The organism is Rossellomorea sp. KS-H15a (assembly GCF_024195245.1).
GTDB classification, from domain to species: domain Bacteria; phylum Bacillota; class Bacilli; order Bacillales; family Bacillaceae_B; genus Rossellomorea; species Rossellomorea vietnamensis.
The window spans coordinates 1301264-1326278 of the sequence record NZ_CP096886.1; the positions used below are offsets into that span (position 1 = coordinate 1301264).

At 45.7% G+C, this 25015-nt stretch carries 33 protein-coding genes; 20 read left to right on the forward strand and 13 right to left on the reverse strand.

Annotated elements, in window-relative coordinates; translation table 11 throughout:
- Positions 1-33: 33 nt before the first annotated feature.
- From M1J35_RS06615 to M1J35_RS06625, 3 genes are all read left to right on the forward strand, one after another.
- Positions 34-1053, forward strand: coding sequence for an aminoglycoside phosphotransferase family protein (locus M1J35_RS06615; RefSeq protein WP_254653112.1), 1020 nt, complete (start codon positions 34-36; stop codon positions 1051-1053).
- 71 nt (positions 1054-1124) lie between these two features.
- A complete protein-coding gene (locus tag M1J35_RS06620; protein ID WP_254653113.1) occupies positions 1125-1991 on the forward strand; it encodes an alpha/beta hydrolase in 867 nt (288 codons plus the stop codon).
- 119 nt (positions 1992-2110) lie between these two features.
- On the forward strand, positions 2111-3298 hold the full coding sequence (locus tag M1J35_RS06625) for a collagen-like protein (RefSeq protein ID WP_254653114.1): 1188 nt from the start codon (positions 2111-2113) through the stop codon (positions 3296-3298).
- A gap of 125 nt (positions 3299-3423) precedes the next feature.
- On the opposite strand, the gene M1J35_RS06630 is transcribed toward M1J35_RS06625, so the two are convergent.
- Positions 3424-4257: a YitT family protein gene (locus M1J35_RS06630; RefSeq protein WP_254653115.1), complete on the reverse strand. Its 834-nt coding sequence runs from the start codon at positions 4255-4257 to the stop codon at positions 3424-3426.
- Between the two features lie 151 nt (positions 4258-4408).
- Between M1J35_RS06630 and M1J35_RS06635 the strand changes: the two genes are divergently transcribed.
- Complete coding sequence (locus tag M1J35_RS06635; RefSeq protein WP_254653116.1) at positions 4409-5017, forward strand: FMN-binding negative transcriptional regulator; 609 nt, start codon at positions 4409-4411, stop codon at positions 5015-5017.
- A gap of 373 nt (positions 5018-5390) precedes the next feature.
- On the forward strand, positions 5391-6128 hold the full coding sequence (locus tag M1J35_RS06640; RefSeq protein ID WP_254653117.1) for a hypothetical protein: 738 nt from the start codon (positions 5391-5393) through the stop codon (positions 6126-6128).
- A gap of 113 nt (positions 6129-6241) precedes the next feature.
- On the opposite strand, the gene M1J35_RS06645 is transcribed toward M1J35_RS06640, so the two are convergent.
- Positions 6242-6730 carry a DinB family protein gene (locus tag M1J35_RS06645; RefSeq protein WP_034761640.1) on the reverse strand — a complete coding sequence of 163 codons (489 nt, stop codon included), beginning with the start codon at positions 6728-6730 and terminating at the stop codon, positions 6242-6244.
- Positions 6731-6887: 157 nt separating this feature from the next.
- Between M1J35_RS06645 and M1J35_RS06650 the strand changes: the two genes are divergently transcribed.
- From M1J35_RS06650 to M1J35_RS06670, 5 genes are all read left to right on the forward strand, one after another.
- Positions 6888-7229, forward strand: coding sequence for a PadR family transcriptional regulator (locus M1J35_RS06650; protein WP_254653118.1), 342 nt, complete (start codon positions 6888-6890; stop codon positions 7227-7229).
- The gene (locus M1J35_RS06655) at positions 7222-7704 is read left to right on the forward strand and encodes a hypothetical protein (RefSeq protein WP_254653119.1); all 483 of its coding nucleotides are present in this window, start codon (positions 7222-7224) and stop codon (positions 7702-7704) included. Before M1J35_RS06650 ends, M1J35_RS06655 begins: the two co-directional genes overlap by 8 nt.
- Complete coding sequence (locus M1J35_RS06660; RefSeq protein WP_254653120.1) at positions 7701-8228, forward strand: permease; 528 nt, start codon at positions 7701-7703, stop codon at positions 8226-8228. The genes M1J35_RS06655 and M1J35_RS06660 overlap by 4 nt, the downstream gene beginning before the upstream one ends.
- A gap of 23 nt (positions 8229-8251) precedes the next feature.
- Positions 8252-8776, forward strand: coding sequence for a DinB family protein (locus tag M1J35_RS06665; protein ID WP_254653121.1), 525 nt, complete (start codon positions 8252-8254; stop codon positions 8774-8776).
- A gap of 132 nt (positions 8777-8908) precedes the next feature.
- Positions 8909-9478 carry a GNAT family N-acetyltransferase gene (locus tag M1J35_RS06670; protein ID WP_254653122.1) on the forward strand — a complete coding sequence of 190 codons (570 nt, stop codon included), beginning with the start codon at positions 8909-8911 and terminating at the stop codon, positions 9476-9478.
- A 71-nt stretch (positions 9479-9549) separates the two neighbouring features.
- Here M1J35_RS06670 and M1J35_RS06675 read toward each other — a convergent pair whose 3' ends face one another.
- Entirely contained in the window at positions 9550-10146 is a 597-nt protein-coding gene (locus M1J35_RS06675; protein ID WP_254653123.1) for a hypothetical protein, read from the reverse strand.
- Positions 10147-10327: 181 nt separating this feature from the next.
- On the opposite strand from M1J35_RS06675, the gene M1J35_RS06680 reads away from it, so the two are divergent.
- The 3 genes from M1J35_RS06680 to M1J35_RS06690 all read left to right on the forward strand — a co-directional run bounded on the left by M1J35_RS06680 (position 10328) and on the right by M1J35_RS06690 (position 12235).
- Positions 10328-11095, forward strand: a complete 768-nt coding sequence (locus M1J35_RS06680; RefSeq protein WP_254653124.1) for a nucleotidyltransferase domain-containing protein — start codon at positions 10328-10330, stop codon at positions 11093-11095.
- A gap of 145 nt (positions 11096-11240) precedes the next feature.
- Positions 11241-11651 (forward strand): hypothetical protein, encoded by a 411-nt coding sequence (locus M1J35_RS06685; RefSeq protein WP_254653125.1) that lies wholly within the window; start codon positions 11241-11243, stop codon positions 11649-11651.
- Positions 11652-11716: 65 nt separating this feature from the next.
- The gene (locus tag M1J35_RS06690; RefSeq protein ID WP_254653126.1) at positions 11717-12235 is read left to right on the forward strand and encodes a hypothetical protein; all 519 of its coding nucleotides are present in this window, start codon (positions 11717-11719) and stop codon (positions 12233-12235) included.
- A 199-nt stretch (positions 12236-12434) separates the two neighbouring features.
- On the opposite strand, the gene M1J35_RS06695 is transcribed toward M1J35_RS06690, so the two are convergent.
- A complete protein-coding gene (locus M1J35_RS06695; protein ID WP_254653127.1) occupies positions 12435-12845 on the reverse strand; it encodes a MerR family transcriptional regulator in 411 nt (136 codons plus the stop codon).
- A 213-nt stretch (positions 12846-13058) separates the two neighbouring features.
- On the opposite strand from M1J35_RS06695, the gene M1J35_RS06700 reads away from it, so the two are divergent.
- Together M1J35_RS06700 and M1J35_RS06705 are read left to right on the forward strand one after the other, a co-directional pair.
- Positions 13059-14099 (forward strand): NAD(P)-dependent alcohol dehydrogenase, encoded by a 1041-nt coding sequence (locus M1J35_RS06700; RefSeq protein WP_254653128.1) that lies wholly within the window; start codon positions 13059-13061, stop codon positions 14097-14099.
- Positions 14100-14114: 15 nt separating this feature from the next.
- The gene (locus M1J35_RS06705; RefSeq protein WP_254653695.1) at positions 14115-14687 is read left to right on the forward strand and encodes a sugar O-acetyltransferase; all 573 of its coding nucleotides are present in this window, start codon (positions 14115-14117) and stop codon (positions 14685-14687) included.
- A 37-nt stretch (positions 14688-14724) separates the two neighbouring features.
- Here M1J35_RS06705 and M1J35_RS06710 read toward each other — a convergent pair whose 3' ends face one another.
- From M1J35_RS06710 to M1J35_RS06720, 3 genes are all read right to left on the reverse strand, one after another.
- Positions 14725-15252 (reverse strand): DinB family protein, encoded by a 528-nt coding sequence (locus M1J35_RS06710; RefSeq protein WP_254653129.1) that lies wholly within the window; start codon positions 15250-15252, stop codon positions 14725-14727.
- Positions 15253-15278: 26 nt separating this feature from the next.
- A complete protein-coding gene (locus M1J35_RS06715) occupies positions 15279-15653 on the reverse strand; it encodes a YciI family protein (protein ID WP_254653130.1) in 375 nt (124 codons plus the stop codon).
- 90 nt (positions 15654-15743) lie between these two features.
- The gene (locus M1J35_RS06720; protein WP_254653131.1) at positions 15744-16997 is read right to left on the reverse strand and encodes an RNA polymerase sigma factor; all 1254 of its coding nucleotides are present in this window, start codon (positions 16995-16997) and stop codon (positions 15744-15746) included.
- 250 nt (positions 16998-17247) lie between these two features.
- On the opposite strand from M1J35_RS06720, the gene dhaK reads away from it, so the two are divergent.
- On the forward strand, positions 17248-19005 hold the full coding sequence (dhaK, locus tag M1J35_RS06725; RefSeq protein ID WP_254653132.1) for a dihydroxyacetone kinase subunit DhaK: 1758 nt from the start codon (positions 17248-17250) through the stop codon (positions 19003-19005).
- A 77-nt stretch (positions 19006-19082) separates the two neighbouring features.
- On the opposite strand, the gene M1J35_RS06730 is transcribed toward dhaK, so the two are convergent.
- Positions 19083-19583 carry a fasciclin domain-containing protein gene (locus tag M1J35_RS06730; protein WP_254653133.1) on the reverse strand — a complete coding sequence of 167 codons (501 nt, stop codon included), beginning with the start codon at positions 19581-19583 and terminating at the stop codon, positions 19083-19085.
- Positions 19584-19759: 176 nt separating this feature from the next.
- On the opposite strand from M1J35_RS06730, the gene M1J35_RS06735 reads away from it, so the two are divergent.
- The 3 genes from M1J35_RS06735 (at position 19760) to M1J35_RS06745 (ending at position 22058) form a co-directional block, all read left to right on the forward strand.
- Positions 19760-20218 (forward strand): VOC family protein, encoded by a 459-nt coding sequence (locus M1J35_RS06735; RefSeq protein ID WP_254653134.1) that lies wholly within the window; start codon positions 19760-19762, stop codon positions 20216-20218.
- Positions 20219-20439: 221 nt separating this feature from the next.
- On the forward strand, positions 20440-20868 hold the full coding sequence (locus M1J35_RS06740; protein WP_254653135.1) for a GNAT family N-acetyltransferase: 429 nt from the start codon (positions 20440-20442) through the stop codon (positions 20866-20868).
- A 173-nt stretch (positions 20869-21041) separates the two neighbouring features.
- Complete coding sequence (locus M1J35_RS06745; protein WP_254653136.1) at positions 21042-22058, forward strand: aldo/keto reductase; 1017 nt, start codon at positions 21042-21044, stop codon at positions 22056-22058.
- 67 nt (positions 22059-22125) lie between these two features.
- Here M1J35_RS06745 and M1J35_RS06750 read toward each other — a convergent pair whose 3' ends face one another.
- The 3 genes from M1J35_RS06750 to M1J35_RS06760 all read right to left on the reverse strand — a co-directional run bounded on the left by M1J35_RS06750 (position 22126) and on the right by M1J35_RS06760 (position 23285).
- Positions 22126-22467: a hypothetical protein gene (locus M1J35_RS06750; RefSeq protein ID WP_254653137.1), complete on the reverse strand. Its 342-nt coding sequence runs from the start codon at positions 22465-22467 to the stop codon at positions 22126-22128.
- Positions 22468-22500: 33 nt separating this feature from the next.
- Positions 22501-22845 (reverse strand): hypothetical protein, encoded by a 345-nt coding sequence (locus M1J35_RS06755; protein WP_254653138.1) that lies wholly within the window; start codon positions 22843-22845, stop codon positions 22501-22503.
- An 86-nt stretch (positions 22846-22931) separates the two neighbouring features.
- Positions 22932-23285, reverse strand: a complete 354-nt coding sequence (locus tag M1J35_RS06760) for a hypothetical protein (protein ID WP_254653139.1) — start codon at positions 23283-23285, stop codon at positions 22932-22934.
- Positions 23286-23432: 147 nt separating this feature from the next.
- Here M1J35_RS06760 and M1J35_RS06765 point away from each other — a divergent pair, with 147 nt between their 5' ends.
- Positions 23433-23702 carry a DUF3949 domain-containing protein gene (locus M1J35_RS06765; protein WP_254653140.1) on the forward strand — a complete coding sequence of 90 codons (270 nt, stop codon included), beginning with the start codon at positions 23433-23435 and terminating at the stop codon, positions 23700-23702.
- 218 nt (positions 23703-23920) lie between these two features.
- On the opposite strand, the gene M1J35_RS06770 is transcribed toward M1J35_RS06765, so the two are convergent.
- Positions 23921-24154 (reverse strand): twin-arginine translocase TatA/TatE family subunit, encoded by a 234-nt coding sequence (locus M1J35_RS06770; protein ID WP_224521201.1) that lies wholly within the window; start codon positions 24152-24154, stop codon positions 23921-23923.
- Between the two features lie 98 nt (positions 24155-24252).
- Positions 24253-25002, reverse strand: a complete 750-nt coding sequence (gene tatC / locus M1J35_RS06775; protein WP_254653141.1) for a twin-arginine translocase subunit TatC — start codon at positions 25000-25002, stop codon at positions 24253-24255.
- Positions 25003-25015: the final 13 nt, after the last annotated feature.

Genomic DNA, 25015 nt, shown 5'->3' on the forward strand with positions numbered 1-25015 from the left:
GTCCCTCGCGCATGTGAAGGGGGAAACGGATGTATGTTGAGACAACCTGAGTTCAACGAGGAACAAATCATCGGTGGATTAAAAGAACACTTTAACGTGGCAGCGAAAGAAGTGAAGTTCCTGCCCATTGGACATGATCCGAAAGCGGCAGTTTATCGTGTCGCTGGGTGGAATGGCGAGGTCTTTTTTCTAAAAATGATCAAAGGTTCCTTTGATGACACGGGGATCAGGATCGTTCATTCCCTCTCTACTCAAGGGATCGACGCGGTCATACCGCCCATGCCGACATCTAGTCATGAGCTGGCGGTCCATCATGAAGGGTACCACTGGATCCTCTCACCATTTGTAGACGGGCGAACAGGTTTCGAATCATCGTTAAGCGAGCAACAGTCGGTTCGTTTTGGTCAGATCCTGAAATCGATCCATTCTGCAGGGGTCCCTCATGACCTTCAGGTGCAGCTACGCCAAGAAGATTTCTCCAGTCCCTGGTGTGAGAAAGTCAGGGAACTCGACCGGGAGATGGATGCCGATCTGCCCCGTGACAAAGTGGCAGGGAACCTCATTGATTTTTGGAAAAGAAAGCGCGGGAACATCCTGACCCTTGTAGAGCGTACAGAGGAGCTAGGACAGAGGCTGCAGGATCATGATAAAAGTGGATTCGTTTTATGCCACGGGGATATCCATCCCGGGAATGTGATGATTGATGGGGATTCAAAGCTATTCATCGTCGATTGGGACGATCCTGTCATGGCCCCGGTTGAAAGGGATTTGATGTTCCCGGGAGTGGGGTTGGGGTTGTGCTTCAAGGATGAGAGCCCCGAGCATATTGACCTCTTTTACAAGGGATATGGAGAGGTGGAGGTGAATCCGGTCCTTCTCGCTTATTACCGGAATGAGCGGGTGGTGGCGGATATTGTTTCCTATGGCATGCAGTTAATTAATGAAGAAGGGAATTTGGAAGACCGGAAGAATGGCTTGAGGTTGTTGATGGGGCAGTTTGAATCGGGGTATGAGGTGGAGGTTGCGGGGAGGACGTATGAGGAGATGGAGTAGAGTCATAGAAAGGTGGAAGGCTCTAACTTTGCTCTAGTAAACGTATGAATTCTGAATCTAGGAGTGATACCATGCGTGAAATCGATCTGGAATATCACATTATAGGAGAAGGAAAGCAGACCCTAGTCCTTGAAACTGGAATCGGTAATTCCTTCTACAGCTGGATTCCGTTTGTGGACAGGATCAAGAACGATTTTACCGTTATCTTGTATCATCGGGCAGGTTATGGGAAAAGCGGGACATCGCCGGAGCCTCGGACTACTGCGAATATCGCAAGGGAGCTCAATGACCTGATGGAACATCTGCAGATCGATCGGTTTCTATTAGCCGGCCATTCATTCGGCGGGCTATGCGCTCAGGCATATGCGAGGATGTACCCTGGAAAACTGGACGGGGTCCTCCTTATTGATGCGACCTCCCACAACTTTCAACGACTCTATGATCTCAATCTGCCGGTCATGTATTCTATGATTTCGTTGGAGCAACTGATTGAAGATAACGAGGAAATCGCAGGGAAAAGCAGAGCTGAATTGGAAGAATGGCATAAAGAAAGGAATAGAGAATTGTTAGGTGAAGATGAAGCGTTTCTGACTAACCCTGTCCTCTACCAAACGATTGCCGATGAATTTACCAACTGGTCTGCCAGCAGCGAAGAAATCAAAAATGGTGAAGCATTTCCGGATATCCCCCTGATTGTCATCGCAAGAGATGAAGAATTCTCTGCCAAGCCTTACATTGCATATGGCATACCGGAAGAGGAAGCTTTGCTTCATGAAAAGGTGTGGCGTGAACTGCAAGTCGTAATTGCCCAGTTATCAGAAAAAGGGAAACTTGTCATTGCGGAGGGGAGTGACCATGAGGTACATAAAGATAGGCCGGAAATCGTGGTGGAGTGTTTACATAGATTAAAAGAGGGACAGGTTCCCCGGCCCACTTGAGCCAAGGGACTTGTCCCTCTGGTACAAAAGGAAGCAAGAGAACCGTCCCCATGCTTACCCTGTCCATACGTCCATACATCTTTCGCTCTACTGAATAGTATGGTATAGAGGTGAATATTATGAAAAAACAAAACTATGACCATCTATTACCAAAGCTTAGAAGAGGTGGTGGCGTAAATCCGAATTCAGTCTCGCTTCCTCCTCAAAGCTGTGATTTTTATCCTTTTAAATGTGATTGTCCTCCCGGGCCGCCTGGACCACCGGGGCCACAAGGAGCCCCAGGACCTCAGGGATTACCGGGTCCACAAGGGGTGCAAGGACCTCAAGGAGATACTGGCCCTCAAGGAGACACTGGCCCTCAGGGAGACCAAGGTCCCCAAGGAATTCAAGGAATCCAGGGGGAGCAGGGACCACAAGGACCGGGTGTCTTTGAATGGGGAGAACTGATCATTTGGGCGGATTCCAATGCACCGGGGCCGGGAGACGGTACACCGTCGGATCCGTACACGTCCCTCCAGGCGGCCATCAACGCCGGGGTCAACAGTCCTGAGGCTGTCCAGTTCGGGATGCGGGCGAGAATCATCATCCTGATTGCCATCAACTCTTCGTTCAACGAAGATGTGGTCATCCCACCTGCAAGGCATGTTCAATTGCTGGGGTTCGGACCGTGGCAGCTTGGGGATTCGACTCTTGCAAACTTTCAATCGTCCGTTCCAAGAAGCATTACGGTCCAGGTCAGTGCAGCCGCTGAACTGGTTTACACCTCTCAAGGTGCCGCATTTGTTGCCCGGCCTGTGACGGTGGTAGGAACGATCAATAATGGGACGACGGTTAGTACCAATACTGGGTATACAGACGGGGCTATCATTAGTGGAAATATCACCTTCCAAAGTATGTCTCTAGCAGACGGGTCTACAACGGTTGAATTTCAATTGCTTAATGCATGGGTTCTGGGAGGCATTCAGCAAGCACTTCATTCTGGACAATTGAACACGTATATGTACCATAGCAGGATCAATACCATAGCGCATACCGGGTTAAGAATTCAGCGTATGTTTGACTGCCGGGCAGATGGAACAATCACCTGTGCAGTATATAGCAATATTGTGAACACATGGTTCCGGGGCAATGTAAACATCCCGAATACTACAGCGGATGTGCCTCCAACAGGAATATACAATAGTCAATTCAATGGGGTTATCTGGACAGGGCAATTGACACTTGACGGTGCATCCAACTACTACTTCGTAAATCTGAGTAACGGGAATACTTTGGTAGGGACTAAGACAGTGTTGTTTGCTCCTTAGACGTATGATTGGTACAAGCATGGGTGTAGAAATGAAACGTGATGGAGCAAGCTTTACTATCTTTCATAAAAAAAGAGGATGTCCCTCGTGACGGCAATCCGTCCACTGGACATCCTCTTCTTCTCTTACGTCTTCGGAAACGTAAACCCTTCCCCAAACACATCCCGCACATCGTGGACGACCACGAACGCTTTCTCGTCGATCTGCTGGATCATTTTTTTCAGGAGAAAGAGCTCCTGCTTATTGATCACGACATACAAAATATCTTTTGATGACTTGGAGTAATGGCCTCTTGCATTGATGACGGTCACGCCACGGTCCATTTCCGCGCTGACTTTCTCGGCGATGGCATCGGTATCCTGGGAGATGATCGTGACCGCCTTCCGTGTATCGAATCCGTCGATCAGGTAATCGAGGATCTTCGTGCTGATATAGATGGAAATACCGGTGTACATCGTGTTTTCAATTCCGATGACGAACATGGAACTGAGGACGACAATAATATCAAACACGAACATACTCGTACTGACACCCCATCCGAATCGCTGGTTCAGCATGCGGGCTACAATCGTGGATCCACCCGTCGTCCCGCCTGAACGCAGGACAAGGCCGAGTCCGATTCCGATGAACACCCCGGCAAATACGGTGCCGAGCATGATGTCGACAGAGTCCCCCATCCCTTCTGTTAATTGAATGAAAAGGGAGGTAAAGAAAATGGCCAGCATGGTGTACCATGTTACCCGTTTATTTAAAACCTTATATCCGATGGCGAGCAGAACCCCGTTCATGGCGAAGTTCGTGATACCCGGCGACCAATCGAATACATAGTAAAGAATCATCGAAATCCCCGTTACGCCGCCTTCCCCAAGCTCATTTGGGATGGCAAACAAATTGACCCCGAGGGCGAAAAATAAGGAGCCGATAATGATCAGTGTAATTTCTTTCGTTGTTGAATTCATATGCTCACTCCGTTCTCAATTGATACTAGGATACTATAGCACATGGGGGACCGCGGGGACAGGTCCCTTGGTTGTTTTTTGAAGCACGGGGACGGTTCTCTTGCTTCTTTTTTCTAAAAAAAAGTCAAAATAGATTGAAAGGTGGATCACAATGTATATTCCAAAAGACTTTAAGATCACCGATGAATCGGTGACGTTTGGTGTCATCCAAGAACACAGCTTTGCGACGCTTTTTTCCCAACACGACGGGAAGCCGGTTGCAACGCATTTACCGCTCCTGTTAAACAAGGAGAAAACCCACTTATACGGACACTTTGCCCGTCCGAATCCCCAGTGGAAAGAGATTGAACAGCAAACGGTGCTGGCCGTTTTCCACGGTCCTCATTGTTATATCTCCCCGTCCTGGTATGAGACGAATCAAACCGTCCCGACGTGGAATTATGTATCGGTCCATGTGTACGGAGAAGTAGAGCTTATCGAGGACGACCATGAGCTCGTTGAATCGCTACATGAATTGGTATCAACCTTCGAAGCCAAGGACAGTTCCTACAGCCTGGGGGATCTTGATCCTGCGCTGCTCGCCGGCATGAGCAAGGGAGTTCAAGGGTTCAAGATTAAGATCAATCAGATGGAAGGAAAGGCGAAGCTGAGTCAAAACCATTCAATTGAGAGGCAAGAGCGGGTGATCCGAGAGCTTGAGCAGAAGTCGAGCACGGATGAGCAGGAGATTGCTACTTGGATGAAGGGGAATTTAGAGTAGAGGTTTCTTCTATTAAGATCTCGTCGGACCGATTTTGACTAATGAAGAGCAGTATCATAGAGTTATCATCTATATTCATAACAAAAGCCAGGTGAACACGTTACGCTGTCCACCTGGCTTTCGTGTGTTTTCAACAAGCCTTCGCTCCTTGCCGTTCCTCTCTTTCAAAAAATCCCTCCCCATTTTCCATTTATTAACCATTCTGTCACAATCCCTTGTCCATTAAAGAAATTTCGCTAAAGAATCCTATACATTCTACACAGGATATCTTACATTTAAGATGATAATTCCATAAAAGGATATATATGGTTTATGTTCGTTCAAAACAGGATTTGTCTGACTGATATCCGTCACTACCTAAAGGAGGAAGACCATGGACACTCAACTGATCATCTCACTCGTTATCCTGATTGTACTGGCGGACATCGGTGCCATCATTCTTTTTATAAAATATAGAAGTGGGGAAATGGAGAAGAATCCCTTCATCACGATTCTAAAGAAAGAGGCAATGGTCTTCTATTATGCCCTGTTCAAGTGGAAGGTGAGGCCAACAGAAGGGACCTATGCTTATCACAAAGGCTCCAATTATTTCTGGCTGTTCATCGCGCTTCTTCATGAACAGGTGATTGAAGCGTTCGCGTTTCATTACTATTTAAAGGACGTGGATCCGCTCCGGGCGGATATCCTTGTCGTGCTGCATGTCTACAGCATTCTTTATATGCTCGGGGATTATAATCTTGTCCGGAACTCACCGATTGCGTTCAAGGGGAACGGGATACAGATGAAAATCGGCGTGCGGAGGTCCCTTTGTTTTAACATAGAGGATGTTGCAGCCATTCAATCGGCCAGGACCCAATATGCAAAAAGCGGGGGCATCATCCATGAGAAAAATGTGTTTCATGTCGCCATGCTGCCAAGGGTGTTCACCCGCGTCTTCGGGATGATCGATGAGTTGAGGTATGAAATCATCTTCAAGGAACCGATTGAGGCGAGAGGCTATTTCGGGCAGAGGAAAGTGGTGAAGAAGGCGTTGATTTATATGGAGGATGCGGAGCCTTTCATCCAGGATCTACGGAAAAGGGTGTTGGAGGAGGATGAGGCATTTGCATAAGGGGAGCATGGGGACGGTTCTCGTGCTTCTTCTTCGGAGGAAATGGGAGCAGAAGAACCGTCCCCGTGCACACGCAAAAAAACAGCCGGCACTCGCCGACTGTCCTTCTCTCATTAACCCTTCATCGCTTCCATTTCTTCCTTGCTTGGACCATATACGCCAGGCACTTTCAAATCAGCCTGACGCATGAGGACCGTCAATTGACCACGGTGATGAGCCTGGTGCTGAATCAATAAGCGGAATACGGCTTGAACCGGCATTTCCATTCCAAAGAGATTCACCATTTCGTTCATTTTTTCGTCGGACACTTGCTCAGAAACGGCTTCTACGAGACGATCGCTGACGAGCTTATAGGTTTCACTGATTTCTGCAGCAGACGTCGGTGCTTCTTTGCGAAGATCCGGCACTTCGAACGTGATGCCGACCTGAGCCGGGAAGTAGTATGTAGCTCCCGTGATGTGCCAGGCAACGCTTCCAATGCTGTACAAGTCAGGTGCCACTTCCTGTTTCAGTGACTCATCTGTCAGTGCGTCCATTACCTTCTGGGTGACTGCGGCTTCTTGTTTCCATTCTTGTAGGAAATCATTTTTGGATGTGAACATGGTATTCCCTCCTGAATTTTGAATGATACTTTCCTGTTTATTGTATCATGTTGAACTCGTTGTTACTTCCATTTTGTATACTGTTATTGACAGTGTACTGTTATTAGCAGTATACTGTTTTTAACAGTTTAAATCATATTGTAGGAGGTCATCATAGATGAAACATACAGGAAGACATACAGGCGCCTTTCTTTTGATGTTTTTAACAGAGGGGGATTGCTACGGTGGTCAGCTTCTTCAGAAGTGTCAGGATGAAATTCCAGTCAACCCAATTGACAGTGCGATCATTTACCGCACTCTGAAAAAATTGGAGACGGAAGGTTCCGTGGAGTCTTATTTCAATACATCAGGGGAGAAGCCGATCAAGATGTATCGAATCACCGAAACGGGAGAAAGGACATTGGAGGACTTTCATGAAGATATTGAAAGTAAGATCAAGAACTTATCTTTCTTCTTAGGTAAATATGAGGAATGGAAGAAGGGACCCAACCATGATTAACGGTATGATTCTTTACGGAACGGCTCTTATCTTAACCGGTATTTCATTCGGGAAAGACAGGGAAAAGACGAAAGGAGCCATCCTGAAGGCATGGAAAATGTTCAGCAATATTATGCCTGATGTGCTGGCGATTATGCTGTTCGTCGGCCTATCTTTATCCATTCTTACTCCTGAACTCATTTCTTCCATTGTCGGGAAGGAATCCGGCATCATGGGGGTCGTCTACTCCACGGTCATTGGTTCTGTTTCTCTTATCCCAAGCTTTGTGGTGTTTCCACTTGGTGCGACACTGGTGGAAAACGGGGCCGGTCTTCCCCAGGTGGCAGCCTTGATGGCATCGTTCATGGCCGTCGGGATTGTCACGTACCCTATGGAACAAAAGGTGTTTGGACGAAGTTTTGCGATAGCGCGTAATGGGGCAGCCGTGGTCATGTCTGTTCTATTCGCCGTTCTGATTTGGGTGGTGATGGCATGAAACAGGTAAAGAGATATCGATTCTTTCTTCTTCTCCTTGTCGGTCTTATCATCCTGACTAGTGTAAACAGGTCAGCTGGATGGAAGGCTGCAGAGCTGACGGGGAACAGCATGCTGGATATGCTGTTCCTGCTGCCACCGGTCCTCGTGTTAGTGGGATTATTGGACAAATGGGTGGAAAAGGAAACGATGATCCGCTATATGGGGAAAGACTCGGGGTTTTATGGCATCCTCTTCTCCCTGTTACTCGGAACCATCGCAGCGGGGCCGTTATACGTGGCCTTTCCCATGGCCGTCCTCTTTTTGAAAAAAGGAGCAAGTGTCCGCTACATCGTCTTCTTCCTCGGAGTGTGGTCAACATCGAAATTGCCGGTCGTCATTTATGAACTGGCCTCCTTTGGAATGAAATTCACCATGATCCATATCGGATTCGGTCTACTGTTTGCCTATTTCCTTGGTGTGTTGTTTGAGAAATTCTATCAGCCGGGGGAGTTGTTGGAGTATGATGGGTTGGAAGAGGTGTAAACAAAAATGTGGGGGGAAAGAGGATGAACTTTACATTAAATGAAGGAATCGAAATTCTGGAGCGCACTCCGGTCACGCTTGAAAATTTCCTGACCGGTTTGTCAAAAGGATGGCTTGAGTGTAACGAAGGTGATGGGACGTGGAATGCGATCCAGGTAGTGGATCATCTTATTGAAGGGGAAAAACATAATTGGATTCCGAGATTAACGATGATTCTTCAAGAAGGTGAAAATGCAGTGTTTCCTGTATTTGACCGAGATTCGCATTTGAATGGAAATGCTTCAGGAACTCTTGCGGAAAAGCTACAGGAATTTGCCTCCCGACGATCCCGAAACATCAATATGTTAAACGAGTTATTAACTCATCATGAAAATTCCCTTGATCGAACGGGTGTGCATCCCGCTTTCGGCAAAGTCACCGCCCGTGAGCTCATTTCGACTTGGGTGGTCCATGATCTGACTCATCTGTCGCAAATCGTGAGGGTCTTCTCCAAACGATATGCAGAAGACGTGGGGCCGTGGCAGGAGTATTTGGGAGTGTTGAGGTAGAAGCAGGGGGACGGTTCTCCTGCTTCTTTTTTTGGAGGTTCCTTTGGACCCAAAGGGAAAGAAGGAGTTTCCAACTAAGATGAAGAATAGGGTAAGGGATGGATAAGAATAGGTTGTTAAGCAGGTGAGGAAATGATTCATTATTCTGGGACACCGACCTTGGAGACAGATCGATTAGTACTGAGGAAGCTCGAACTTTCAGATGCTCCAAGTGTCTTTGACCATTGGCTCTCCGATGATCGCGTGATGGATAATCTCATTAAAGGTGCACACAAGTCTGTAAAGGAAACCATTAAGAGGGTAACGGAAATCGTTGGTCAGTATGATACGGAAGAGTTCTGTTATTGGGGAATCGAACTGAAATCAAGTGGGGATTTGATTGGGGCGATTGACCTTTTTCATTTTGACCCGATGACGGAGAATTGTGAAGTGGGGTACACCATCGGTTATGATTGGTGGAATAAGGGGTATGGAACCGAGGCCTTGAGTGCGGTGATCGAATTTGGCTTTAGAACGATGAACATTCATAAGATATCAGCAGCCCATAATACGGATAACCCTGCCTCCGGAAAGATTATGAGTAAAGTGGGAATGCAAAAAGAAGGAACCTTTAAACATATGATCCGTAATGCTAAGAATCAGTATAAGGACTGTGCGGTTTATGGGCTTCTTCAGGAGGATTATATTAATGATGTGAAGTGAAGCAGGGGGACGGTTCTCTTGCTTCTTTTTCTTATAGAAATGGAAGCAGAAGAACCGTCCCCTTTCACCTTCTATTTCAATGGCAACTCGACTTCATATTCCTTCATTTCACTCTCAAAATCATCTTCCGCTCCTTGATGCCCGTTAAATTCCATCTTGATCCACTCGATGTCTTCGGCGTGGCCCCGTTCCAGGTACCAGATGATATTGCCTTCCTTGATGACGCCTTTGTCGATCTCGCCGCCGATGCTGTCTGAAACCCACATGTCCGGCATGTCGATTTGTTCACCGGTGCTCGTGACGAGGACGGCCTGATCCGGATAGAAGGTGAACTTGTCTTCGGTTGTATTTTCCATTTTGAATTTTACACCGACGGCCGACGACTTAGCATTCTCATCTTCCATGGTAGGGGCTTTATCGCTCACGACCACCTTCTGGATTTCCATCTTCAAGCCGTTGTAATCATCGGACCAAGTGGCGTCATTGTAATACGTCCAGATATCTTCTTCCTGGGCTTTTTTCTCTGTTTTTTCTTCGGACGCACCCGTCGTCTTAGCCTCGTCTTTTTGCGTATCATTTTTGTCCAGTTCCTCGACAGCCGCATCCCCACCACAACCTGCAAGCATCATGACCAGGGCCCCAGCAAATAGAAAACTCATCTTTTTCATAAAAATATTCCTCCTCATAGGATTAAAATGTAAAACACTCCCTTGTTATTTATTGTAAATTTTGACCTTCATGAATTTTTGGTAAGGGGAGGTTCTATTTTTTAAAAAAGAAGAATGTACGATTGCGATGAAAAATTGGTATAATGGCGTAATATACATTTTTAACCAAGGGGGCCCGCATATGCGTCAAGAAGCAGCGGTAGAAAAAGTACTCGAAAGCCTAAAAAAAGATCCTAGCGTCCGAAGCGTATTCCTAAAAGGATCCATGGGTCGGAAAGAACACGATGAACACTCCGATATCGACCTGTATTGTTTAGTGGAGGAAGGGGAAGAAAAAGAATTCCTGACCCGCCGCCTCGATCACTTGAAGGCGTACAAAGATCTCATCTTTCACGATGACATTTTCATCATCGCGCCGCAGATCATCGCCATTTATGAAGATTGGCTGCATATCGATCTGTTCACAGTGACGGAGAAGACGATACAGGAGAAGGATTTCTTTACGGTGTTATACGATCCTGACAATCTGATGGGAAAATATGAATCTACCCAAAACCTCACTGTTTCCGATGAGCAGTTCAGGGATCAGGTCCTCGACGCAGCCTGGTTTCTGTTTCAATATCAGAAAGCAGCGGCGAGGGGGAACGATACGTGGGCCGTGGAAATGCTGCGGCACTCGATGAGATGCGTGACGATCATTCTGCTGTCGCGGTACGCGAAGGAGCGGGCGGTTCTTGGGTTGAAGACGATTCATAGGGATTTGCCACAAGAACGACAAGACCGTGTGGTGGAGATTTATGAGGCGATGACACCGTCACACCATGGGGAAGCAGTTTGGAAGATTGCGAGTCTGTTAGAAAGTGAGTTTGAGTGGATTCGGGAAGAGCTTGGTGAGGGAGAGGTCATTTCGTTTATGGGATTGATGGTGGGGAAAGTGCTGGTGGGGTAAAGAAGCGTGGGGACGGTTCTTGTGCTTCTTTTTCACTTCAAGGGGAAGCAGTAGAACCGTCCCTTTGCTTCCCGGGTATTTATAAAACATATAGAAACAGCTAAGACACACACTGTCCAAGAACGGAAGGGGATGGAATAGTTCTATGAAATACGTAGCGTCCTTCATCCTTGTGATATTGGCATTGTTCATATCTGGATGTCAAAGTGAAAGGGATGAACATTATTATTTGAGTGGTGAGTCCTCCTCTTGGAACTCCACTATACAAGTCACGTTTTCCCACTCAGGAAATCAAGAGAAGTACCTGATTGGAGGGAATCTATCATTCAAGAAAGATTATACGCCACCTACCGTCAAGTACTATTTGACGTATCCTAATGGTGAAGGAAGTGGAACGGCAAGGGGGAAGGAAATCAAGATCCCACAAGGCGGGGGGACCAGAGAGGCTTTGAATACTAGTATTGCAAGCTTTTCTAAGGATATTACGTTAGAGATCGAGTGGGAGGATGAAGAGGGAAACCGGATAAAAGAAGAAGTCCCTCTTCATCAAAAATAAAGAGCAGTTGATGATCAGATTTAGGTTGAAGGATTCACTATCTCAATATGTTTTAGGGGGATTGGATGTTTATATATATAGCTTTTGCATTACTCTTATTAAATGGTGGATTTATGATTTTAAAATTGGTTGCTCCTTACTCTGAGATGATGAATTCATTTAAAACAGTAAACGGGTTTTGGAAAGTTCAAATTGCTTGTTTGGCATTGGTTCTGTTTTTTGTATTCCTTCACTTCTCAGGAGAAAATCAAGCAAAATGGCATACAAGTCCTGATTTTGTTTCAGAAGGTGACCTATTCTTAGGAGATGAGAGTGGGAGTGTCAAGTATAACTCGTTTATTTATGAAAAAAAGAACTATACTACGACCCTCACATTGCCCTATGAGGCTGTAGACGCTGATAAGGTTCGGTTAGTTTTTTCTCATAAAGGTAAGGCAAAGAGAGAACCGTTGGTATTAGCTAGACCAAAAAAAGAACAACCCATTGAGCTGTGGTTTCCTGAAAGTGGTCAATGGAGAGTGGACATCGAGGTAAATGGTTCTGTATATTCGTCCATAGTGTTGCCGGTAAAGGAAAATAACTGAATGATATCTATATGAACAAATACAAAAAAGGCCCAAAAGCTTATACATTGGGTCTTTTTTAAAATTTGAAGCAGTCCCGTATGTGGATGTTCCGCTATGTTTAATTGGGTCTTGACTTGTTCTATTCTTTATAAAAGAACTATACATCAATCTATTTGTGCAGGAGAACTGTCCCTATGCACACCTACTAGAAGCAGCGTTACGGATGAATAATCTCTATCTTCTTCTTATGCACTTCCTCCGTACCTGCATCCAATGCGGTCTTGTAGTAGCTGCATTTATGGTCAATAACTTCCATGGTTTGCTGGAGTTCTTTGATCTTTGCTTCTACGGAGGCTTTTCTTTCGAGGAACATGTCATATCGTTGCTGCAGGGTGGCGTCGCCTTCTGCACACCAGTCGATGAAGTGCTTGATCTCCTTGATGGGCATGCCGGTGGATTTCAGACATTCGATGATGTGTAGGGCGGAGATATCGGATTCTTTAAATCGTCGGGTGCCGTTTTCGTTTCGTTCGACAAAAGGCATGAGGCCTTCCTTGTCATAGTATCGCAAAGTATAGATAGAGAGATTCAGTTCTTTTGCCACTTCTCCAATAGAATAAGTCTTCATGTTCGTGCTCCTTTTGTCGGAAATCTAGACGTCGAGTTAACTCTATGTCTGTGAAAAAATCGTAGCACGGTCATCACTCGCTGTCAAAACAGATTCAAGGAGGGTTATCTCTTGACCTAGAGTTAACTATAGGGATTACCATGGATATAACAAGAGTTCATTAGGTTTATTCACCTGTCTCTTGAAAGCTACTATTACAGGAGGTTATTAATCATGGTAATTGCTAAAGCACGAGCTGTTGACGGTCCTGACAAATCTTTCAGAGAAGCTGAAATCGAGAGGCGCGATCTTGATAAGCATGATGTCTTGATTGAAATCAAGTTTGCAGGGATCTGCCATTCGGATATCCATACGGCACACGGTGACTGGGGAGAAGTGAAGTATCCGCTTGTTCCGGGACACGAGATTGCGGGGTTCGTAACGGAAGTCGGATCCGAAGTAACAAAGTACAAAGCCGGAGACCGGGTAGGAGTAGGATGTATGGTTGGTTCCTGCGGCGAATGTAAGAACTGCCGAGATGGGGAAGAGCAGTACTGCCTGGAAGGAAACATCCCTACGTACGCAGGAGTGGATAAATATGGCGAGTTGACTCAAGGCGGTTATTCGACCCATATCGTTGTAGAGGAAGATTTCGTGCTTCGCATCCCTGATAACATCGAGCTGGATGCTGCGGCACCTCTTCTATGTGCGGGAATTACGACGTATTCTCCCTTGAATCATTGGAATGCGGGCCCAGGGAAAAAAGTTGCGGTTGTCGGCATGGGTGGACTCGGTCATATGGCAGTCAAGATTGCACATGCCATGGGAGCCGAAGTAACGGTCCTTTCCCGTACGTTAAATAAGAAAGAGGATGGCTTGGAATTTGGGGCAGAAGCTTATCATGCGACGAGCGATCCTGAGACGTTCGAGAAACTTGCCGGTACGTTTGATCTGATCATTAACACAGTGAGTGCCAAGATTGACATTAGTGCATACCTTTCCCTGCTGACACTCGATGGGGCAATGGTGAATGTGGGTGCGCCTGCAGAGCCACTCGAAGTGAATGTGTTCTCATTGATCGGCCACCGCCGTTCATTTGCCGGTTCCCTGATCGGAGGCATCCGTGAGACCCAGGAAATGCTCGATTTCTGTGAGGAACATGGAATTGTACCTTCGATTGAAGTGATTTCAGCCGATTACATCGATGAAGCGTATGAACGGGTATTGGGTTCAGATGTGAAGTATCGATTTGTGATTGATACGAGCACGATTTAACGCAGGTGAATGAAGATGAATATGGAAGAGTTCCTGGCATTTTGTAGAGAAGGCAACCCTATCTCAGGTGATGATGAAGTACTGCATGGTCTGCTGACTCAATGCAGCTACGAAGCCCAACGGATCACGATGAAATTGAATAACTCCTATCATTCCAAGGAAGAAATCGTCGAGATCTTCAGCGAACTGACCGGTACCGAAGTGGATCCATCGTTCATGTGTTTCCCGCCATTCTACACGGACTTTGGGAAGAACATCCACATCGGGAAGAACGTGTTCTTCAACACAGGGTGTTCGTTCCAGGACAGGGGCGGCATTCACATCGGAGACGGTTCACTGATCGGCATGAATGTCACGATTGCGACACTGAATCACGGGTTGCCTCTGGATACGAGGAACACCACATTCGCATCACCGGTGACGTTAGGGAAGAACGTTTGGATTGGATCTAATGCCACGATCCTGCCCGGCGTCACCATCGGGAACAACTCCATCATCGCGGCAGGAGCCGTGGTCACGAAGGATGTTCCGGAAAACGTGGTAGCTGCGGGAGTGCCGGCGAAAGTCGTGAAAGGGATTGATGAGTGAAGGAAGCAAGGGGACGGTTCCCTTGCTTCTTTTTTTATTATATGGAAGCATCAGAACCGTCCCCATGCTTCACCCATATCTCATCTAACTCATACTTCTGCCGCAGATGATGACGGAAATGCATTCCTACGAGGTCAAACCATTCCTGGGCATTCAGCCATCCGAAGCCTCCGTGCTTCTGTTTGTAGTTTGGGTCGATTTCATCTACCTTGGCTTTCAACTCTTTCATTCGATCCATTAGTTGATCGAGCTCCCGTCTAATATCCTCTTTCGTTTTTGTATTGTCTGGGGCAGTGTTAAGTTCGGGCGGTAATTGGATTTTAATTGGCGGGAATCCACCAATGTTAAATAAATAGTCCCCAAACTCTGTTTTCCCTTTCGGTTGTTCTCCGCCAGCCAGCGCACAGGCTTCCACACTGTCCAGATACTCATGAGCCACGACAAGGAGATGGTCATACATTTGACCGATGGACCAGACCCCTGGTTCGGGGATATACCTTAGCTGCTCAGGAGAATATGCTTGTAAAAAGCCTTTGTATGTTTCAATCAATGTAAGCTCATTCATGTCATTCCCCCATCTTTGATTTCTGCTTACTTATCATTCTTAAAGTAATGAACAGGCCGAATTTCGATGCGCCACCCAAATTCTTCACCTATATTCAATTGCGTGGTCGGATGAATAGAGGCGAGCTCGATTGCTTCATCCATGTTCTCTGCTTCAAAAATGAATATGCTTCCGATCAGCTCTTTTGTTTCTGTAAATGGGCCATCTGTTACCATGACTTTCCCGTCCACACGGCGCAAGTTTTTGATTTCTGACTCGAGACCTGCATCAAGCAGCACCTTCCCGCTTTCGTAAAATTTCTCCGTGTGTGGCTGGCATTCAGCCATCACAGCCTCAATCTCCGCACTTGGACGTGCATCCATCTTTTCAGAGTTGAAATAGCCCATGCATAAAAAGATCATCTTTATCTCTCCTAGGTCATTCGAATTTTTTGTATCTATTTATACAACGATCAGCAAATCGGAAAATCGACATAACTAATAATTATTTTTTTATTTCATACAATCTTTAGCCTGTTTCAATAGAAATTTCTGTTCCTGCACATTTTGTGTTAGCGAAGCAGCACGCTGGAATTCTTTACATGCTTCATTCTTTCTTCCTAGCTTCAGGAGGAAATTGCCTTTGACACTTGGAAGTAAATGATAGTTCTTCAACGCAGGATCCAAAAGTAAAGAATCGACAATCTCCAACCCTGCACTTGGTCCACGGGCCATTGAAATAGCAACCGCCCGATTCAGATCAATGACGGGAGAAGGAGCAATTTCTGAAAGTGCATCATAAAGAGTGGAAATTTGCTCCCAATTCGTTTTCTCTGGTGAGGCCGCTTCTGCATGACAAGCAGCTATAGCAGCTTGCAAAGCGTACATTCCGATTGTGCCTCCCAGGTCTTCTACTTTTTTTAGTGAGGCAAAACCACGGTTGATGTGTTCCTGATTCCACAACGTGCGGTTTTGATCCATTAGCAATATCATGTCACCTTCAGCATTCGTTCGGGCTTCAAATCGAGATGCTTGTATTTCCATTAGCGCAACAAGACCATGAACTTCCGGTTCCAGACGAATGAGATCTGCTAAAGCTCTTCCCATTCTTAATGCTTCATTACATAGATTCATTCGAATTAAGTGTTCACCCGAAGAAGCCGAATAGCCCTCGTTGAACATAAGGTAGATCACTTCCAATACGGAAGAAAGCCGTTCTGCATACTCTGCCTCCTGAGGAACCTCGAATGGAACCTTGGCTGCCGCAAGTTTTCGTTTTGCCCTAACCACACGCTGGGCAATCGTCGATTCATGTGCAAGAAACGCGTTTGCGATTTCTTCTGTTGTCAGTCCCGCAACCAGTCTTAGGGTAAGGGCTACACGTGCGTTTTTTGATAACACCGGATGACATGTCATAAAAATCAGCCTCAGCACATCATCCTCAATCTCTTCATCCATTTCATCAGTCCATTCTTGATCATGATGAATATTCATTGAGTGAGCCATTTGTTCATATTTTTGATCCAGTCTTTTTTTTCTGCGAAGCATGTCTATGGCTTTTCGTTTAGCCACGGTCATCAGCCATGCACCAGGGTTATCAGGTATATCAGAAACTGGCCAACGCTCAAGCGCTATGATCAGTGTGTCTTGAGCAAGATCCTCCGCAATGCTTATATCCCTCACCATCCGAGTAAGGAATGCTACTACTTTCGCTGATTCCGCTCTCCAAATCTGCTCAATTCTTTGGTGGATTAAAGTCTCATTCATGTAGGTTTCTCCTCCCCGATGCATTCTGCATTCTGTAATCAACCACGTCGATTAATTATAAAATTCTGATAATGTAATTTTATCATAATGAGAAACTACAAAAATGATTTAAGATCAAGGAGGGACGGACCTCGTGTTTTTTTTCTACTCCAAGAAGAAGCAACAGAACCGTCCCCATGCTTCTTGCTTTCGTTTTTGCGTAGTGAGTGAGATAATTTGGGCAATCACGAAACTGAAGGAGGAGTTATGAATGAAGAAGGTCATGAATGAACCTGAAGATTTGGTCGTGGAGATGTGCAATGGAATGGCCATGGCTCATCCGGAGCTTGAATTTATGAAGAAGTATAAGGTGATGAAGAAAAAGGATTTGAATGAAGATAAGGTAACGTTGATCAGCGGTGGAGGAAGCGGACATGAGCCTGCACATGCGGGACTTGTGGGGAAAGGGATGCTCGATGCTGCTGTGTGCGGTGACGTGTTTGCATCGCCTTCGCAAATTCAGGTGTATCAGGCGATCAAGGCGACGGCCGGTAAAAAGGGAACTCTGCTCGTCATTAAGAATTACAGTGGGGATATCATGAATTTTAAAAATGCCGCTCACATGGCTTCAGAGGATGGCATCCCTGTGGAATATGTGAAAGTCGATGATGATATCGCTGTGGAAGACAGCCTTTATACGGTAGGACACCGTGGTGTCGCGGGAACTGTGTTGGTACATAAAATTGCGGGAGCGGCTGCGGAAGAAGGTAGGGACTTGCTGGACGTGAAAGCTGTGGCAGAAAAGGCGGCAGAAAATGTCCGGAGCATTGGGTTCGCACTGACATCCTGCACCGTCCCAGCTAGTGGATCTCCTACGTTCAAATTGGCTGATGACGAAATCGAATACGGTGTTGGAATTCACGGGGAACCGGGAACAAGACGGGAAAAAATGGCGTCTGCGGACGAACTGGCAGAGCGGATGGTAAACGACCTTCTGAAGGATCTGAAAATGGAAGAGGGGGATTCTTCTGATATAGCAGTGCTGGTGAATGGTTTTGGAGGAACGCCGCTTCAGGAGCTCTATCTCTTTAATAATAGCGTTACCCGAATTCTGTCCGGGAAACAGGTATCCATTAACCGTGCCTTTGTCGGCAACTACATGACGAGCATCGACATGGCAGGGGTCTCCCTAACCGTAATGAAGCTGGATGAAGAGTTGAAAAGATTGTTGTCCAGTGAAAGCGCAGCGCCTGCGTTCAGGGTTGATGGACCGGTACCGGGTGTGGAGTATATCGACCTTGAGGAAGATGAGGAAGCGAAACCCGTCTCCTTCGAAGTGGAAACACCGGAAGAACACGCTATGATTAAACATGATAAAGCAACACTCGAAAATATCATCTACCTGGTGGATAAAATGAGCGACATCATCATCAAGAATGAAGTACCATTCTGTGAACTGGATTCCCATGCAGGAGACGGGGATTTCGGGATGAGCGTATCGAAAGGCTTCAAGCAATTGAAGAGGGAATGGAAAGATATCCTGGATCAAGAGAATCTCACAATCGGCAGCTTCCTGGATGCGAGCTCCATGGTCATTATGGAATACTGTGGCGGTGCTTCCGGTCCGATCTGGGGATCTGCATTCCGTGCGGCAGGGAAAGCAGCGCAAGACCGAACGGAACTGACCGTGAAAGAATTCGCGGATATGCTGCAAGCGGCCGTGAAGGGAATCCAAGATACAGGCGAACGGTCCTTCGGCAGAGGGGCAGAGGTCGGTGACAAAACCCTCGTCGATGCACTCGTTCCATGTGCGGACTCCTGGTCACAAAGTGCAGCAGACGGAGATGACTTCAAGATCGCGTTTGAAAAAGGAGCAGCGGCCGCTGTTGAGGGAGCCGAGAAAACCAAGGATATCGTTGCCCGGATGGGGCGTGCTGGTACGGTTGGGGAACGCAGCCTTGGTCATCCGGATGCCGGTGCTTATGCGCTGGGGGTTATCTTTACGGAGCTTGCGGAGAGTTTAAGATAATGTTTGAAGAAGCAAGGGGGCTCCCCTTGCTTCTTTTCTTCTGGACGTGGGAAGCAGTAGAACCGTCCCCGTGCTTCTTACTCTGGAAGTAACACTTCGTCAATCACATGGATGACACCGTTTGAAGCTTGAATATCTGCTTTCACCACATTGGCGTTGTTGACGCGGACAGGGTCAAGTTTAATTTCCACTGTCTTGTTGGCCAATGTTTCTGCCTTTTGACCGTCTTTCAGGTCTGTGGACATCACTTTACCTGAAAGCACATGGTATAGAAGAATCTGCTTAAGGTCTTCTCTTGCCAGTAGTTCTTCAGCTGTGATACCTAGTTTCTTCAACAGCTTTTCAAACGCAGCGTCTGTCGGTGCGAATACAGTGTAAGGACCCTCACCTTTCAGTGTTTCCACAAGTCCTGCCTTTTCTAAAGCGGCCGCAAGGGTTTTGAACTGACCGGCTTCCACAGCCGTGTCAACGATATCCTTTGTTGCCGGTGTCCCGCCTTCAGCGGCTGATATGCCGTTTGAAAGAGACAAGAACGCCATGAATACAACCATCATTAAAGCAAATGTTTTGTTTTTCATGATTCTACCTCCTACTTTTTTATGTAAACATCTGTTTACTCAGAAGGTAGTATGTGCTCGTTTAACAGGATTATCCATTCCTTTTTTCAATCAAAAGTCTTAGAAATAGTTCAAACGAATACCGGAGCCATTTTTCTTTGATGAATACTAATATGAAGAAAAAAGGAGGTACCATCATGATTAAAGGATTATACGAAGCGCATCTACCAGTAAGTGATATGAAGCAGTCCATCGATTTCTATCAGAACCTCGGTTTTGAACTGGCATATGAGAGCGAGAGGGTTTCTTTTGTCTGGATTGAGAAAGGGAAGAGCTGGCTTGGGTTGTGGGAGGCGGATCAAGTGAACATCCCGTATCATGCTTCCATCAGGCATATCGCCTTTCATGTTGAAGTGGAGGATATCGTAAAGGCGAAGGAATGGCTAAAAGAAAGAGGAGTCGAGGTGAGGGAAGTGTTCGGTTTTTCAGCTGAACGGCAGCCGATCGTCCTTCCCAACAATCCACAGGCCCATGCCTGTCTCTATTTCGATGATCCTGATGGAAATTCCCTTGAATTCATCGCTCCGTTGCGATTGGATCATGAGGAAGCGTTTGAGATGATGACGCTTAAGGAGTGGAGGGACAGGGAGAAGTGAAGCAAGGGGACGGTTCTCTTGCTTCTTTTTTTGACGAGATGGAAGCAGAAGAACCGTCCCCTTGCTCCCTCTTTGCAGTAAGATCTGATAAAATGTCTTTATATTTACTAAGGAGAGATGAAATATGGTGTATGGAGAGGACTATATTAAGTAACAAGGGTATCCTCCCAATCCAGTTTCAACGGAGGATGCTTTCATTTTAATAAATGGAGGAATTGACGTTGAAATTAAAACCAATCAACATTGGAGAAAAAATAGATACAGAGAATGAATTTTGTAAAATGGTCCGGGTGAGCCAGGATGAGTATTATGAGAAAGTAGGCTTCGAGCCACCATGGATCAGCTATCTCGCTGTTTCGGACTCTGATATCGTGGGTGTTTGTTCATTCAAAGGAAGGCCGAAGCAGGGAAGAGTGGAGATCGGCTATTTTACCTTTCCGGAACATGAAGGGAAAGGATATGGCCAATTCATGTGCAGGTCTTTAGTAGACATCGCACAGGATTTTGATCCGGAAGTTGTCATTACCGCCCGCACTCAACCCGAAGACAACGCTTCGACATCCATCTTGAAGAAGAATGGGTTTGAACTGCAAGGTGTTGTGACGGATGAGGACGATGGAGAAGTGTGGGAATGGGTGTACCGTAAATAAATGAGAGGAAGCACGGGGACGGTTCCCGTGCTTCTTTTTTATGAGGTGGAAGCGGGAGAACCGTCCCTGTGCTTCCCCTATCTTTATTATAACAAATAATTGTATGAATTTTCAGTCTGTTATTCTAGGTTTTTTTCTTTTATGATGTTAAAGAACTTAAAGGGGGAAAATGAATGATTTCCGGTTATGCTTCTTTTAATGGAACGAGTGACTATTTAAGTAAGTTTGCATTGGGTTGTCGAGAATCGTCCATGTTTTGCGCTCCTCCTATTGCGATGGGGACTCATTTGGGGGAGATGAATGAGGAAGACTCGGTGCTTTATCGTGAAGGGATTGAGTACGGTTTGTTGAATGGATTGAATTTCATCGATACCGCCATTAATTATCGCGGGATGAGATCTGAAAGGGATGTCGGCTATGTTTTAAAGTCGTTAATCAAGAGGGGATCAATTAAGCGGGAAGAAGTGATTGTATCAACCAAAGGCGGCATCATTCCAGGGGACATCGAGGCAAACTTGTTCCCGACGGATTTTTTGCGAAAAGTCTTGTTGGAAGGTGGAATCATTCAGGAATCAGACGTGAATATCGTCGATACCCATCGGCACGTGTTAGCACCCGATTATTATCGATTTGCCATTGATACCAGTAAGAAACATCTCCACTTAGAAACGATTGATCTCTACTATATCCATAACCCCGAAATCTCCATGATGGTCCTTGGACCCACTCTTTTTTATACGCAACTGGAAAAGTTATTTACCTTCTTTGAAAATCAAGTGCGACTCGAGAATATTAGGTATTATGGATTTGCTACCTGGTTTGGATTTCTCAAGGATCCAATGGAAAGGGGCTATCTTTCAATCGAAGAGGTTTTAAATATAGCCAAAAAAGTGGCCGGGGAAGGGCATCACTTCAAATTCATCCAGTTTCCGCTGAATAAGCATATGAATGAAGGCATTCAAAAACAGAATCAAAAAGCAAATGGAGAGTGGTTGTCTGTCTTCGAAGCAGCACATGAGCTGGGAATCTATTCAACGACCAGTGCTCCATTTCAGCTTGGAAAGGCGTTCGATGGGGCAAGTGACGCCAGATCTATGTTAAGGGAGGTCACTTCAACCGAAGGTGTATTCTCTACGATGGTGGGGATGAAAAAGATCAAACATATCAAGGAGAACATTCAAATCTTGTGAAGCACGGGGACGGTTCTCGTGTTTCTTTTTTTATGAGTTGGAAGCAAGAGAACCGTCCCTGTGCTCCTTAAACCACAAGCTCTTTTATCAATGAGAGGAAAGTGTAAAGAATAATCGAGAGAATTCCCTGAATAAAAAGTGCAAGTAAAAATAGGATCTTTCGGACAAACCAGTTGTACTTTCCGATTTTCGTGTAAATGTAGTATCCGGAGCCAAGGAGTCCCTTTTGGAAGGTGTTCTGTATTTTTTGAAAGACGGTGGTAGCGGGACGATAAATGGACAGGTCGTAGAAGTCCAGCATGGTCCTCTCTATGATAAGGATTGTGCAGCCATATGCGAACTGGATGGCCAGTACAGAACCAATGACCAATAAAATCAATTCACCAATATCATCAGGCGTAAGAAACATAATATTTTCCTTTCTTTTTCCCTTAGGATTCGTTTAGAATGACAGCCCTTCGAGTAAACCCACAATGATTTCATCCAGGAAGATCGATAGGAGTGCCTGAACCAGTAAACATCCCAGTAATAAGACCTTCCTCAGTAACCAATTGAATGTTGAAACTTTGGAGTAAAGCAGGTATCCAAATCCGATGGTGGTCTTCTGAATAACGTTACTCATTCTTTGAAAGGGACTTTCAGGCTTTTCGTAAATGGAGATTGTGTAGAAATTCACCATGGTTTTTCCGAATAATAAAATCAGACAACCGAAACCGAGTTGGGTGAGTAAGATGGCAATCAATAGATACTTTATGAATTCAATGATGGTGGGGAGGATCAAGAGCATGTGCGTCTCCTTTTTAGAAGCATGGGAAGGTTGATTCGCTTCTTTTATATGAGTTGGAAGGGGGAGAACCGTCCCTGTGCTTCCCTTTAAATAATCAAACCAAAGATTAAATCAACCAGCCAGGCTAATATGTAATAGATGATAATTGAAAGAACGCCTTGAACAAGTAGCGATAGTAAATATAGAATTTTTCGGACAAACCAGTTGTACTTTCCGATTTTCGTATAAATGTAGTACCCTGAGCCGAACATGCCCTTTTGAAAGGCATTCGTGAATTTTTGAAAGTTCGTGGTGGCAGGGCGGTAAACGGCCAAATCGTAGTAATCTAACATGGTTCTTTCTAAAAGCAGAATCGTGCAGCCATATGCAAATTGAGTGGAGAGCACCACGATGATGAATAGTTTGATGATGTCAGTTATGTAATCTACATACACATACATATGGATCTTTTTCTAAGCAACTCTCTAACTATCATACTCAAATTAACTACACGACAAAAGACCTCTATTAACGAAACTTTCTAATTCAGTTAAACGTATACATATATAAGGAATAAAAACAGTGGTGGACTTGAGGAGGCAGTCAAAATGGAATTGTATATCTTTCTAGCTATTTTCGGTTTATATGTGTTGATTTCCCTGTTGATCTTACCTATGCAATATCGCTTTTTGATCGCGTTAAAAGGGGAAGAGGAAAAGAACCGATTGAAGGGAAAGAAGCAGGGAGAGATGTATGATGATATGAATGCTGGTGAACTGAGCCTTCATTCCAATATGCAGGGGAACCCGTTATTCTTTTTGGCTAATCTATTTGCTTCGATTCTGTATAGAGTGAGGCATGGTGGGAAGCGAAAGTAGGCCAAGGGACCTGTCCCTCTGGATCCCCAGGGGGCTTTATCTGGTAAGTGATTCATATAAAAGAATAACGGAAGAAATGCCAAGAGCGGATAAGGCAAGGGAAGTATATGAAAACTTATAAAAGAGAAAGAGGAGAACGGTCACAGTTAGAGAAATGGATACCCAACATCGAAAACCGCCCAGGCTAAGAAGCTCTGGGCGGTTTTCGATGTGGCAGATCAACTGCCTGTATGCTGTTTGTCTTTTTCCACCGCTGTCAGTCGTTGCCCTTCGTCTTTTGAGGGATTCTTTTCCTGGTCATGTCCATTCACTAAATCGCTCGTAGCACTTTTGAATTCCTTTAAGGTCGTTCCGAATGCCCGTCCTATTTCCGGTAGTTTTGACGGGCCAAAGATGATAAGGGCGATAACGAGTACGAGAATTAATCCCGGGATTCCGATATTTGTAAGCATAGGTTTCTCCTCCTGTCAGTTTGATTTGTGCGTGGGTACACGGATGTGCCGATCCCGATTACACTCAAGAAGCAGCTTCTCATTCCGAGCCTCTTCTTTCATAGAGCAACATTCTCTTGACCTGCATTTGACTCCGTAGAAGGGGAAGTCTTTTTCCTATAAGCCATGGTTGAGCAGGTGATGCTGATTTCATATAAAAGAAGGAGCGGCAGGATGACCAATACATCGGAAAGGAAATCCGGCGGTGTAATCACCACGGAAATGACGATCAGCAGGAAATAGGCGATCTTTCTTGATTTTTTCAATTTGGAAGGGTCCAAAATGCCAAGTACCGTGAGAAAGACGATGACTAAAGGCATTTCAAATAGAAATCCAAACGGCAGGGTCAGGTGTAACATAAATCGGAAGTATTTCTCCGCTGTGAACATTGTTTCAAATTGGTCGGCTGACAGGGTGGTCAAGAAGTTCAGGACGATCGGAAAAAGAAGTAAGTAGCCGAACCCGATACCGAAAATGAAAAGAAAAAATAAGGCGGGTATGAAGCGTAACGTGACTTTTCTTTCTGCTGCACTCAGAGCCGGAGAGACAAACCGCCAAATCTGATAGGCAGCGACTGGAATGGTAGCTGCGACTGAGAAGACCGATGCGATCATCAAGTACACCCATAAAATGTCACTCGGTCCGAGGATAGCAAGCTTCATGTCTATATCCCTGATCAGCCATCCGTAGATCGGTTTCATAAAAGAGAGTCCCACGATCAGGAAACCGATAAAGGCGAGTGCGGTTTTAATGGCGCGGCTCCTGAGCTCTTCCAAGTGTCCGATCACCTGCTGGTTGCGATCATTCATGGCCTCAGCCTCC

Coding starts and splice junctions, on each gene's coding strand:
- M1J35_RS06770 (WP_224521201.1), bottom strand. CDS start 24,154: ATGCTTACAAATATCGGAATCCCGGGATTAATTCTCGTACTCGTTATC.
- M1J35_RS06620 (WP_254653113.1), top strand. CDS start 1,125: ATGCGTGAAATCGATCTGGAATATCACATTATAGGAGAAGGAAAGCAG.
- M1J35_RS06660 (WP_254653120.1), top strand. CDS start 7,701: ATGAAACAGGTAAAGAGATATCGATTCTTTCTTCTTCTCCTTGTCGGT.
- dhaK (WP_254653132.1), top strand. CDS start 17,248: ATGAAGAAGGTCATGAATGAACCTGAAGATTTGGTCGTGGAGATGTGC.
- M1J35_RS06750 (WP_254653137.1), bottom strand. CDS start 22,467: ATGTTTCTTACGCCTGATGATATTGGTGAATTGATTTTATTGGTCATT.
- M1J35_RS06630 (WP_254653115.1), bottom strand. CDS start 4,257: ATGAATTCAACAACGAAAGAAATTACACTGATCATTATCGGCTCCTTA.
- M1J35_RS06680 (WP_254653124.1), top strand. CDS start 10,328: ATGCGTCAAGAAGCAGCGGTAGAAAAAGTACTCGAAAGCCTAAAAAAA.
- M1J35_RS06690 (WP_254653126.1), top strand. CDS start 11,717: ATGTTTATATATATAGCTTTTGCATTACTCTTATTAAATGGTGGATTT.
- M1J35_RS06685 (WP_254653125.1), top strand. CDS start 11,241: ATGAAATACGTAGCGTCCTTCATCCTTGTGATATTGGCATTGTTCATA.
- M1J35_RS06655 (WP_254653119.1), top strand. CDS start 7,222: ATGATTAACGGTATGATTCTTTACGGAACGGCTCTTATCTTAACCGGT.
- M1J35_RS06705 (WP_254653695.1), top strand. CDS start 14,115: ATGAATATGGAAGAGTTCCTGGCATTTTGTAGAGAAGGCAACCCTATC.
- M1J35_RS06715 (WP_254653130.1), bottom strand. CDS start 15,653: ATGATCTTTTTATGCATGGGCTATTTCAACTCTGAAAAGATGGATGCA.
- M1J35_RS06625 (WP_254653114.1), top strand. CDS start 2,111: ATGAAAAAACAAAACTATGACCATCTATTACCAAAGCTTAGAAGAGGT.
- M1J35_RS06640 (WP_254653117.1), top strand. CDS start 5,391: ATGGACACTCAACTGATCATCTCACTCGTTATCCTGATTGTACTGGCG.
- M1J35_RS06700 (WP_254653128.1), top strand. CDS start 13,059: ATGGTAATTGCTAAAGCACGAGCTGTTGACGGTCCTGACAAATCTTTC.
- M1J35_RS06665 (WP_254653121.1), top strand. CDS start 8,252: ATGAACTTTACATTAAATGAAGGAATCGAAATTCTGGAGCGCACTCCG.
- M1J35_RS06720 (WP_254653131.1), bottom strand. CDS start 16,997: ATGAATGAGACTTTAATCCACCAAAGAATTGAGCAGATTTGGAGAGCG.
- M1J35_RS06695 (WP_254653127.1), bottom strand. CDS start 12,845: ATGAAGACTTATTCTATTGGAGAAGTGGCAAAAGAACTGAATCTCTCT.
- M1J35_RS06710 (WP_254653129.1), bottom strand. CDS start 15,252: ATGAATGAGCTTACATTGATTGAAACATACAAAGGCTTTTTACAAGCA.
- M1J35_RS06650 (WP_254653118.1), top strand. CDS start 6,888: ATGAAACATACAGGAAGACATACAGGCGCCTTTCTTTTGATGTTTTTA.
- M1J35_RS06615 (WP_254653112.1), top strand. CDS start 34: ATGTTGAGACAACCTGAGTTCAACGAGGAACAAATCATCGGTGGATTA.
- M1J35_RS06670 (WP_254653122.1), top strand. CDS start 8,909: ATGATTCATTATTCTGGGACACCGACCTTGGAGACAGATCGATTAGTA.
- M1J35_RS06635 (WP_254653116.1), top strand. CDS start 4,409: ATGTATATTCCAAAAGACTTTAAGATCACCGATGAATCGGTGACGTTT.
- tatC (WP_254653141.1), bottom strand. CDS start 25,002: ATGAATGATCGCAACCAGCAGGTGATCGGACACTTGGAAGAGCTCAGG.
- M1J35_RS06735 (WP_254653134.1), top strand. CDS start 19,760: ATGATTAAAGGATTATACGAAGCGCATCTACCAGTAAGTGATATGAAG.
- M1J35_RS06645 (WP_034761640.1), bottom strand. CDS start 6,730: ATGTTCACATCCAAAAATGATTTCCTACAAGAATGGAAACAAGAAGCC.
- M1J35_RS06755 (WP_254653138.1), bottom strand. CDS start 22,845: ATGCTCTTGATCCTCCCCACCATCATTGAATTCATAAAGTATCTATTG.
- M1J35_RS06675 (WP_254653123.1), bottom strand. CDS start 10,146: ATGAAAAAGATGAGTTTTCTATTTGCTGGGGCCCTGGTCATGATGCTT.
- M1J35_RS06730 (WP_254653133.1), bottom strand. CDS start 19,583: ATGAAAAACAAAACATTTGCTTTAATGATGGTTGTATTCATGGCGTTC.
- M1J35_RS06760 (WP_254653139.1), bottom strand. CDS start 23,285: ATGTATGTGTATGTAGATTACATAACTGACATCATCAAACTATTCATC.
- M1J35_RS06765 (WP_254653140.1), top strand. CDS start 23,433: ATGGAATTGTATATCTTTCTAGCTATTTTCGGTTTATATGTGTTGATT.
- M1J35_RS06745 (WP_254653136.1), top strand. CDS start 21,042: ATGATTTCCGGTTATGCTTCTTTTAATGGAACGAGTGACTATTTAAGT.